This window comes from Chloroflexota bacterium, from assembly GCA_020850535.1.
Lineage (GTDB): Bacteria > Chloroflexota > UBA6077 > UBA6077 > JACCZL01 > JADZEM01.
Map to the genome: position 1 here is coordinate 17,880 of JADZEM010000218.1, position 10,302 is coordinate 28,181.

The following is a 10,302-nucleotide window of genomic DNA, read 5'->3' on the forward strand; positions in this document are numbered from 1 at the left end:
TAGCCCCTGCGAGGCCCTCGGCGTCAGTGCGGTGTGAGGGCGGCGTCAGGATTGCCCGGAATCGCGGCCTTGAACGGAACCCGGGGCGGTGGGCGCCCGTTGACATAGGCGGACGCGGCAGGCCGACCGCTCGCGGAAGGGGCTGTCGCGATCTTGATGCCCGCCGGCGTCGTTCAGGCCCAGTACTCGGTCACGGCTGCCAGGCGCACCCCTGAGGTCGAAGCGTGCTCCGTCCCCTGAGGTTCCTGGTTCGCTGCGCCCTGCTGCTGGCCGTCGTCGTCTCTGGTCTGCCCGTGCGGCCGACTTTCGCGCAGATCGCCGACCCGCAGCCGACCGACAGCCAGCAGTCCGACGCCCGGATGTTCTCGCAGACCGGCTACCGCATCGGCGACGACAAGTTGTGGTCGTACTTCAAGGCGCGCGGCGGCGTCCGGACGTTCGGCTACCCCGTCTCCAACCCGTTCACATTGCAGGGGTTCCGCATCCAGATCTTCCAGCGCGCCGTGCTGCAATTGCAGCCCACGGGCAGCGTCGGCATCCTGAACGTGCTGGACGACATCCTGCCGTACACCGCCATCAACGGCTCGCAGTTCCCGGCCGCTGACCCGTCCGTGATCGGGAAGCAGCCGAAGGTCGGGGAGGCCGGCTACCACGAGCGCGCGCTGCAGTTCGTCCGCGACAACGCCCCCGACGAGTGGCAGGGCCAGAAGGTCAACTTCTACCAGACGTTCATCGGCTCCGTGCGCGCCGATGACGCCTTCCCGAACGGTGGGGTGAACCCGGGGCTGCTCCAGGGCTTCAATCTGGAGATCTGGGGGCTGCCGACCTCGAAGCCGACCGCTGACCCGACCAACGCCAACTTCGTCTACCAGCGGTTTCAGCGCGGCATCATGCACTACGACGCCGGCTGCAAGTGCACCCAGGGCCTGCTGCTGGCCGACTACGTGAAGTCGCTGCTGACGTTGCGGAACCTGCCGCCCGATCTCGCGGCCCAGGCCGTCATGAACCCGCTCTACGGGCAGGTCGATCCGTTGAAGGCCGGCTGGGTGCGCCGTCCGGGCGAGCTGCCGGCCTCCGACCTGACCGACTCGTTCATCGGGGATGTCTCGGCGCTCAGCGACGGCCGCCAGGGGCTGCCGGTCGGCCAGCCGAGCAGCATCACCCTCGGGCCGGTCGGCAGCCAGCCGCCCGTCCCGACGCCCGGCCCGACCGTCACTCCGGGGCCGGCTGCCCCCGCCGCCCCGACGCCGCCGCCCGTCTCGCCGCAGCCCTCGAACTCGCCGCCCGCCGGCGGGAAGCCGACGATCTTTGTCGATGCCGGCCACGGCGGCAAGGAGATCGGCGCGTCCTTCACCTTTGACGACGGCGCCACGCTGATCGAGAAGCAACTGAACCTGAAGGTGGCGACCCGCCTCGCTCAGCTCCTGACGGGGGCCGGGTTCGGGGTGGTCACCAGCCGCACGGTGGACGCACAGGTCAACGGCGTCCGCGACCTCAACAACGACGGCAAGGTCAACCTGACCGACGATCTGCAGGCACGCGTCGATGCCGCCAACAGCGTGAAGGCCGACCTGCTGATCTCGGTCCACTTCAACGGCATCGACGATCCGACGAAGCGCGGCACCCAGACGTTCTACTCGGAGGGGCGCACCTTCTCGGGCCGGAACGTCGTGCTGGCCGAGCTGGTGCAAGCCAGCCTGCTGCGGAACATTCGCGGCGCGGGGTACGACACGCTCGACCGTGGCGCGACGAACGACAGCAAGATCCTGGGACAGGGGAGCCACTACTACCTGCTCGGCCCCGAAAGCCCGACGATCCGCCGTCCCAGCGAGATGCCGGGCATCATCGGGGAGGCGCTGTTCGTGACCAGCAGCGAGGACGCGAAGGCGTTGCGGCAGGACAAGGTGCTGGACGGCGTGGCGCGCGGCTACTTCGAGGCGATCAAGGCGTACTTCGAGCGGTTCCCGAAGTAGGATTCGTCGCTCGCTGCCGCAGATTGAGAACGCGCCCCGTGGCAACACGGGGCGCGTTCGTGTCTGGCTATGTTCGTGTCTGGCTATAGATGAGCGTGTTCTGCCTACGCCGCCGCGCCCTCTTCCTCACGTTCGGCCATGACCTCGCGGTAGCGGCTCCAGCCGCCCAGGAAGACCTCGAGCTTGCCATCTTTGAGCACCGCCACCTTCGTCGCGACGCGGTCGAGCAGGAAGCGGTCGTGCGAGGCGAAGATCACCGCGCCCGGGTAGTTGTCGAGCGCGCTCTCCAGCTCGTCCTTGGAGGGGACGTCCAGGTGGTTCGTCGGCTCGTCCAGCAGCAGGAGCTGGCGCGGCTGGAGGATCAGCTTGGCGATGCTCAGACGGCTCTTCTCGCCGCCCGAGAGCGTGCCGATGACCTTGTTGACGTCGTCCTGCTTGAAGAGGAAGCGCGCCAGGAGCGCCCGCACTTGCTCCTCGCCCCAGCCGCTCGGCGCGTGCCGCAGCACCTCGTCGCGGACGCTGATGCTCTCGTCAAGGGTCTGAGACTGATCCTGCGCGTAGTAGCCGACCGTCACGTTCTGGCCGTACTGGATCGTGCCGGAGTCTGGCTTCTCGATGCCGGCCAGCGTCCGCAGGAACGTCGACTTGCCGACGCCGTTCGGCCCGACCAGCGCGATCCGGTCGCCTCGGTTCACGTCCAGCGAGAGCCCGTCGATGATGACCCGGCCGTCGTAGCCCTTGAAGAGGTCTTCGATGGTCAGGATGCGCTCGGGGCCGGGCCGGCCGGCCGCGAACCGGACGGTGATCTTCGGGTCGGCGGCACGCGGCGGCTCCAGCCGGTCGAGCTTCGCCAGGGCGCGCTCGCGACTCTTGACCACAGCGGCGCGGGCGGCATTGGCGCGGAAGGCGTTGATGAACTGCATCTGCTTCTTGATGTATTTCTGCTGGCGGTCGTAGGCCGCGATGGCGTCCTTGCGCTTCCGCTCGCGCTCCTTCAGGAAGTAGCTGTAGTTGCCACGGTAGTCGACCGCCTTGCCGTCCTCGACCTCGACCGTGCGGCTGACGACGCGGTCCATGAAGTAGCGGTCGTGCGAGACGACGACGACCATGCCCGGGTACTCGTGGAGGTAGTCCTCCAGCCACTCCGTCGCCTTGAGATCGAGGTGGTTGGTCGGCTCGTCGAGGAGGAGCAGGCCCGGCTTGCGGACCAGCATCTTGGCCAGCGCGATACGCATCTGCCAGCCGCCGGAGAACGCCTCGCAGGCCTTGTCACGGTCGCCCTGGGCGAACTGGAGGCCGGCCAGCACCTTGGACATGTCGGCCTCGACACGGTAGCCGCCGAGCTGATCGAAGCGCTCGATCAGTTCGCCCTGGCGCTGCACCAGCGCGTCGAGCTTGTCCATGTCCTCGTAGTCGGTGGCCATCCGGGCCTCGACCTGGGCCAGCTCCTGCTGGATCTCGATCAGCTCCGGGAAGGAGGTCAGCATCTCATCCCAGAGCGACCTGCCGCTGCGGATGCCAGCGTCCTGCGGGAGGTAGCCGATCTCCGTGCCAGCCGCGACCCTGACGAAACCTTCGTCCAGTGGCAGGACACCGGCGATGATCTTGAGCAGGGTGGTCTTGCCCGCTCCGTTCACGCCGACCAGCGCGACCTTGTCCTTTGAGCCGATCTCGAACGTGACGCCGTCGAGCACCTGGTGTCCGCCAAACGCTTTTCGTATCTCGTGCACGCGCAGCATGGGTGTCGCTCCCTGTGGCTTTCGTCTGGCCTGAGCAGCAGGGCGCAGACCGCGGACCGGCGCTGCCAGCCGAGCGTGCGCCGGGCGCGCGACAGCATCGTTCACGCGCGCGAAATTGAGAGGTCGAGAGGTCGTTGGGGGGAGAGGCAGGCCGAAGTTTGGCCCTGTCGCGGAGCCCGTGGGTCACGGTACAGGCGGGCCGCCGCCCCACCAGCGACAGCATGGTAGCGGCCGAACGGCGCAGGGCCAGACCAGACGCAAGCGGGCCACATCGCGCGGCCAACGCCGAAGTATACCAGACGCCTGCCGCCCGTCAGCGGATGCCGAGCAGCCCGGGCAGGTGCGCGATGGACGGCAGCAGATGCGTGTGCGGCGTTGCGCCGAGCGTCTCCAGGCCGTGTGCGCCGCTCAGCACGCCGACGATCCAGCCCGCGCGGGCGTTCGATGCCGCCTGCAGGTCGAGCGGCGTATCGCCGACCACGGCCACGCGGCCCACGTCGAACACGTTGAGGTCGGTCATGGCGCGGTAGATCAGGTACGGCGCAGGGCGGCCGGCCGGCGTGTCGTCGCTGGCGAGCACCCGGTCGAACAGGCTCTCCCAGCCGAGCCGCCGTACCAGCAGATCGACCAGCCCGCGGTCGAAGCCGCTGGTCAGCGCGACCTTGACCCCGGCCGCTTTGAGCGCAGCCACCGCCGCACTCGCGCCTTCGACCTCGCGGACGGGACCGGTCTCGTACTCCTGGCGCAGGCTGTTCTCGAAGACCGCCAGGGCCTTCGGCGCGATGGCCTTCGCCTCGTCGGCCGAGCGGACGCGGCCCGCCAGCTCCTGGAACACGGCCCGCTTGCTGGCCCCACGCCGGGCTGCCAGGTCTTCCTCGGTGAACGGGATGTCGAACTCGCGCAGGGCCAGGCGATAGGCCACCAGGACCGCGCCTTCTTCCTTCATGGCGGTGCCGGCGAAGTCGGACACGACAAGCTCGGGCAGCACGGTCTGGCTCCTTCTGTTGGCTGGCAGCTGGCACGGCGCCACGCTGAATCAGCGCAATGGTATCCCGGCCGGAACGAGAAACGAGCGATACTCGGAGTTGTCCCGCAGGGCGATTGCATGTTCGCTCGTGCTCCCATAGCACCACGCATCGGGCGGTCGGGGACTGAAGTCCCCGCCTACAGTTATGCAGTCGCTACGCAACGGAGGACCAGCATAGCCATCGTCGCGTGAGACAGCAGCGTCGCAGAGCGACAGCACGATGGTAGGCGGGGACTTCAGTCCCCGACGAGGTCTCAGGACGTGCCCATCATGCAATCGCCCTGTGTTGTCCCGACCGAAGCGCGGAACCTGCCCACACCGTCATCCCGAGCGGAGCGAGCGTGCGAGCGCAGTCGGGATGACGGGGAAGGTGTTTCGCAAAGCCTGCTCCGGGCATCTGCGCCGTCGTCAGGATGCGGTGGCAGGATAGCAGGGTTGGGAGACGCCGCCAACGGGGCAGCGTCTCCCAACCCCAACGCCGCGCTCAGCCGCTCGGCTACATCACGCCGGTACCTCTGGCGGCCCATTCTGGGACGTCCGGCTCTCTTCCCGGCGCCCCTCGCTGCCGCATGCTGTGGGTGGAGATCGACGCACCCAGCGTGCGGGATCGCCACTGACACGGCGGCGCAGGACGTAATGCCGACGTGGGGAGTAGTGGCCAGGGATGGCGCGGTTCTTCTTACTGGTGGTGGCACTCGGTTTGCTGGTCGCGGGACTGCCTGGAGCAGCCCTGCCGGCCAGCGCCGAGGTCGCCCCTGGATTCCTCTCCTGGTGGGGCGTGTTCGGCGCTGGCGACAACCAGTTCTCGTCGCCGCATGGGATCGCCTGGGACGGCGCGGAGACGCTGTTCGTGGTCGATACTTACAACGACCGCATCCAGGTCCACCGCCGTGATGGCGGCTTCATCCGCTCGATAGGCTCGCGCGGGACCGGCAACGGCCAGTTCTACGTGCCGATTGCCGCCGCGGCCGACGCCACCGGCAACCTCTACGTCGCGGACACCTACAACAATCGGGTTCAGAAGCTGACGGCTGCTGGCGTCTATGTGACGCAGTGGGGCGGCACCGGCGCTGGTAACGGCCAGCTCAACCGGCCGCACGGCATCGCGCTGGACAGCCAGGGCCGGGTGTACGTCGCGGACCGCGACAACCACCGCGTCCAGGTCTTCGACGCCAACGGCGCGTTCGTGGCGGCCTGGAGCGCCACCTTCGGCGGCGGGACGCTGGTCGCGCCGACGGGTATCGGCGTAGCGGCGACCGGCGAGGTCTTCGTGGCCGACCGCGACGACAACCGCGTGCAGAAGTTCGCCAGCGACGGCACACCCCTGCTGAGCTGGGGCGGCCTCGGGACGGTCGCCGGGGCGTTCGACCGGCCGACTGGCATCGCCGTCGGGACTGATGGGACCGTCTACGTCGCGGACCGCTGGAACAACCGCATCCAGGCGTTCGACCTGAACGGCGTGCTCAAGTACACGCTCGGGTCGGCTGGCACCGGCAGCGGACAGTTCACGCTGCCACACGGCGTAGCCGTGGACAGTCAGGGCATCGTCTTCGTGGCCGACACCGGCACCAACCGTGTGCAATCGTTCGGCGAGAACGGCATCGTGCTGCCAACGGCGACGGTGACGCTGACGCCGACGATTACGCTGACCCCCACCGTGACGAACACGCCCACGGCCACCCGGACGCCCAACGCGACCACGGCGACGGCCACCGCGACGGGCAGCGTGGTCAGCACGGCAACGGCCACGCCGACGACGGACCTGACGGCAACCGCCACCGTCACGGCCACCATCGTGCCCGATGCGACGCAGACGCAGGAGCCAACCGCGACGCTGGCTCCCATCTGGACATCGACGCCGGCCGCCAGCGTCGTGCCGCCCGTGACCCCGTTCCCGCCCGTCGTGACCCCAACCCTGGGCGTCGTCTCGCCGTGCTCGCCGCGACCGGCTGTGCGGATCGCGACGCAGCCGCTTGGCCCCGGCCTCCTCGGCGTGACGATCTCGGGCGGCCTTGTGCCGTACGTGCGGCTCGACGTTGGCGCGGAGGGCCAGCCGCTCAACAACGCCAGCGTGTCCGTCGCCGGCGGCCCCAGCGGCCTGACGACCGGCGCCAGCCTGACCCTCCCGACCGGCACGACCGGCGTTCAGCTCCAGATCACCCGGGTGAACCCGGCGCAGTCGGTGCTGGTGCCGCTGAGCGTGGTGGACGGCTGCGGCTCCTGGGCCACCTTCGTGGGCGGCGGCCCCGGCTCGTTCTGAGCGCCGGGCGCAACGTCCGACCCGCGCGCCACTGATGGTGCAGTGACAGAGGCGGCACGCTGATCCGCGCGCCGCGCGGCGACCAGGGCACGGCGATGGCAACACCAGTCAAGCGGGCGGCGCTCACGTACCAGGACTACCTGCAACTGCCCGACGATGGGCTTCGGTATGAGATCATCGAAGGTGAGTTGCACGTGTCACCGGCTCCCAGCATGAAACACCAGTGGACGGCCACCCAGTTGACGGCGGTCCTTGGCGTTCACGTCTACGACAACGACCTGGGCCACGTCTGCAGCGCGCCGACTGATGTCTACCTCGCTGACGGCTCGATTGTGCAGCCGGATGTGTTGTTCATCAGTCGGGATCGCCTGCACATCGTCACGGATCCCAACGTGCGGGGTGCACCCGATCTGGTGGTCGAGATCATCGCGCCGTCCAGCATGACGACCGATCAGGAGACCAAGTGCGATCTGTACGCGAAGCACGGCGTCAAGCACTGCTGGGTCTTTGAGCCGGTGGCGCAGTGGGTCCGTGCGTTCGAGCTGGGTGCGGACGGCGCCTACGAACTGGTCGCCGAGGCTGCTGGCGACGCTTCATTCAGCGCGCCGCCATTCGCCGGGCTGGCGATCCCGCTCGCTCGGCTCTGGGGCGTCTGATCGCACCCCAGAGCCGGCGGGCCGCGTTCAGGCTCCGTGGAGGCGCAGGAACGGCGTGATCGCGTCAGTGACGGCGGTCGGCTGCTCCAGCATCGGGTAGTGGCCCGCGCCGGGCACAACCTCGAGACGGGCGTCAGACAGCGCGCTCTTCCAGCGGGGTCCGTAGGTTGGCGGCACGACGCCGTCGCTCGCGCCCCAGATCAGCAGCGCCGGGCAGATGATCCGGTGGATGCGCCGCTTGAGGCCACGGTCCGGGATCGGCCAGAGCAGCCGGGTGGACGCCGCCAGACCGTGGTTCAGCTCCAGGGCCGCGATCTGCGCCTCGGCCTCGGTCTGGGGCGGCGTCAGGACTGCCGTTGCCGTGCCCGACGCGGGATCGTGCCAGGCCAGCGGCGTCAGGTCGGCGCGCGGCGTGGCGTAGAAGTCGAGGATCGGATCGTCGTCCACCCAGAGGCCGAGCGGCGCGATCAGCGCCAGGGAGGCGACGCGATTGCCCGCGACGGCGGCCAGCTCGGCGGCCGCCATCCCGCCCAGATCGTGCCCGACGATGGCGACGCGCTCCAACCCGAGCGCGTCGAGCAGGTCCAGCAGGTACACCGAGAGGTCGAGCACGTCGTTGATGCCCTCACCGCCCGTCGAGCCGCCGAAGCCCGGCAGGTCCGGTGAGATCATCCGATGGGAGCGGTCCAGCGTCTCCAGAAAGGGCGGCCAGCTGGGCAGCGGCCCTTCCGCGCCGTGCAGATAGATGACCGGCGGGCCGTCACCGGCCTCCCTCACCCGCGCCGTGAGCGTGCCGCCGCGCAGGCTGACCGTTCGCTCGGATGGCGCGCTCATCGGACACCCCCCGTCTGAGCGCCAGACGTCGTCGCGTGGCCATTCGTCTGGTGGCCGGTTGTACCGGCGCCGCCGTTCGCCGGGCCGTTTGTCGCGGTGGGCAGCGGGGCCGGCTGCGCCCGGTCCGTCGTCGGGATCATCTTCGGATACCAGTGGTCTTCCCACTCGCTCCAGAGCGTCTGCAGGTGCGGCAAGACCTCCCGCCCGAACAGCTCGGTGTTCTTGTTCGCCAGGTGCTTCGGCATGCTGCCGAACTGGAGCAGCGTCATCAGGTGGCCGACGCGCAGCGTCTTCGCCACGTCGGTCAGTTGCTGTCGCACGGACTCCGGCGAGCCAGCGACCACGTAGCCGCCCTCGACCAGATCCTTCCAGGTCAGGTTCTTGCGGGCCTGCGTGGCGGCCTTGCCGTGCTGGCTCACCAGCCCCTTGCTCAGGGTCGCCTGGGTCCGGTAGCCCGGCGGGTCGGCGTACCCCTCATAGATGTGCAGGCAGTTGTCATAAAAGTACTTGGCGTGCTCGTAGTAGTCGGCCTCGGCCTGGGCGTCGCTCTCCGACACGGCGACCAGTTGCAGGAAGCCGGCCCGGTACGGGTTCGGCTCGATGCCCAGCCGCGCGACCGTCTCCCAGTACCCGTCGAGCAGCGACTTGCCGCGCTTGTACCCGCTGTAGCTCAGGTAGCAGTAGACGTGGTTCCGCTTCGCGACCCACTCCCAGGTCTCGATGCTGCCGCCGCCAGGCACCCAGACCGGCGGGTGCGGCTGCTGGACCGGGCGCGGCCAGATGTTGACGTAGCGGAGCTGGGTGTACTTCCCGTTGAACGTGAACGGCTCCGGGCGCGTCCACGCCTGCATGATCAGCTCGTACCCCTCGTCGTACTTCTCGCGGAGCGTGGCCGGGACCTGTCCGTAGCCGAAACAGGTGTCCATCGGCGTGCCGACCGGGAAGCCGGCCACCAGCCGGCCGCCACTCATGCAGTCAAGCATCGCGAACTCTTCGGCGATGCGGACCGGCGGGTTGTACAGGGCGATGCTGTTGCCGAGCACCACGATAGCCGCATTCTGGGTCCGACGGGTCAGCGCGGCGGCCATCAGGTTCGGCGAGGGCATCAGGCCATAGGCGTTCTGATGGTGCTCGTTGACGCAGATGCCGTCGAAGCCGACCTGATCGGCCAGCTCAAGCTCGTCGAGGAAGTCGTTGTAGTGGTGGTTCGCCTGGACCGGGTTGAACAGGTGGCTCGGCACGTCAACCCAGACGCTGCGGTACGTCTCGTTGAAGTCTTTCGGCAGGTGCTGCCAGGGAGCGAGATGGAACCAGTGAAGCTTCACGGGGTCATCCCCTTTCGGCGATCGGCGCTGATCGGCGGGCGAGAAGGCGCATCCGTGCGCCAGTGGGTAAGCCTAGCACGACCACCCCGGCCGTTTCGACATCGCCCTGATGCTGCTACCAGTGCAATCGTATGTTGAGCACGTCGTGCGGCGGCGTCGGGGCTTGAAAGCCCCGCCTACCATCCTGCAGTCGCTGCGCGACGCTGTAGTCTCACCAGTCCCTGTCCGTGCCCGGCGTCCGTCGCGCAGCGACGGTGTGACGGTAGGCGGGGACTGAAGTCCCCGCCTGCCCGTTCCATGATGCTTCGGGTACACCAACGAACATGCCATCGCCCTGATGCTGCTACCAGTGCAATCGTATGTTGAGCGCGTCGTGCCGCGGCGTCGGGGCTTGAAAGCCCCGCCTACGATCCTGCAGTCGCTGCGCGACGCTGTAGTCTCACCAGTCCCTGTCCGTGCCCGGCGTCCGTCGCGCAGCGACGGTGTGA

At 68.6% G+C, this 10,302-nt stretch carries 7 protein-coding genes; 3 read left to right on the forward strand and 4 right to left on the reverse strand.

Annotated features, from left to right (window positions below):
• The first annotated feature begins 224 nt into the window (after positions 1–224).
• Positions 225–1,973 carry an N-acetylmuramoyl-L-alanine amidase gene (locus tag IT306_30220; GenBank protein ID MCC7372726.1) on the forward strand — a complete coding sequence of 583 codons (1,749 nt, stop codon included), beginning with the start codon at positions 225–227 and terminating at the stop codon, positions 1,971–1,973.
• 104 nt (positions 1,974–2,077) lie between these two features.
• Here IT306_30220 and IT306_30225 read toward each other — a convergent pair whose 3' ends face one another.
• Both IT306_30225 and IT306_30230 read right to left on the reverse strand, forming a co-directional pair.
• Positions 2,078–3,712, reverse strand: a complete 1,635-nt coding sequence (locus tag IT306_30225) for an ABC-F family ATP-binding cassette domain-containing protein (protein ID MCC7372727.1) — start codon at positions 3,710–3,712, stop codon at positions 2,078–2,080.
• A gap of 313 nt (positions 3,713–4,025) precedes the next feature.
• Positions 4,026–4,700: an HAD-IA family hydrolase gene (locus IT306_30230; protein MCC7372728.1), complete on the reverse strand. Its 675-nt coding sequence runs from the start codon at positions 4,698–4,700 to the stop codon at positions 4,026–4,028.
• Positions 4,701–5,403: 703 nt separating this feature from the next.
• On the opposite strand from IT306_30230, the gene IT306_30235 reads away from it, so the two are divergent.
• Both IT306_30235 and IT306_30240 read left to right on the forward strand, forming a co-directional pair.
• Entirely contained in the window at positions 5,404–6,999 is a 1,596-nt protein-coding gene (locus tag IT306_30235) for a hypothetical protein (GenBank protein MCC7372729.1), read from the forward strand.
• Positions 7,000–7,094: 95 nt separating this feature from the next.
• Positions 7,095–7,655 carry a Uma2 family endonuclease gene (locus IT306_30240; GenBank protein ID MCC7372730.1) on the forward strand — a complete coding sequence of 187 codons (561 nt, stop codon included), beginning with the start codon at positions 7,095–7,097 and terminating at the stop codon, positions 7,653–7,655.
• Between the two features lie 27 nt (positions 7,656–7,682).
• Here IT306_30240 and IT306_30245 read toward each other — a convergent pair whose 3' ends face one another.
• Together IT306_30245 and IT306_30250 are read right to left on the reverse strand one after the other, a co-directional pair.
• The gene (locus IT306_30245; protein ID MCC7372731.1) at positions 7,683–8,489 is read right to left on the reverse strand and encodes an alpha/beta fold hydrolase; all 807 of its coding nucleotides are present in this window, start codon (positions 8,487–8,489) and stop codon (positions 7,683–7,685) included.
• A complete protein-coding gene (locus tag IT306_30250; GenBank protein ID MCC7372732.1) occupies positions 8,486–9,814 on the reverse strand; it encodes an LLM class flavin-dependent oxidoreductase in 1,329 nt (442 codons plus the stop codon). The genes IT306_30245 and IT306_30250 overlap by 4 nt, the downstream gene beginning before the upstream one ends.
• Between the last annotated feature and the right edge of the window lie 488 nt (positions 9,815–10,302).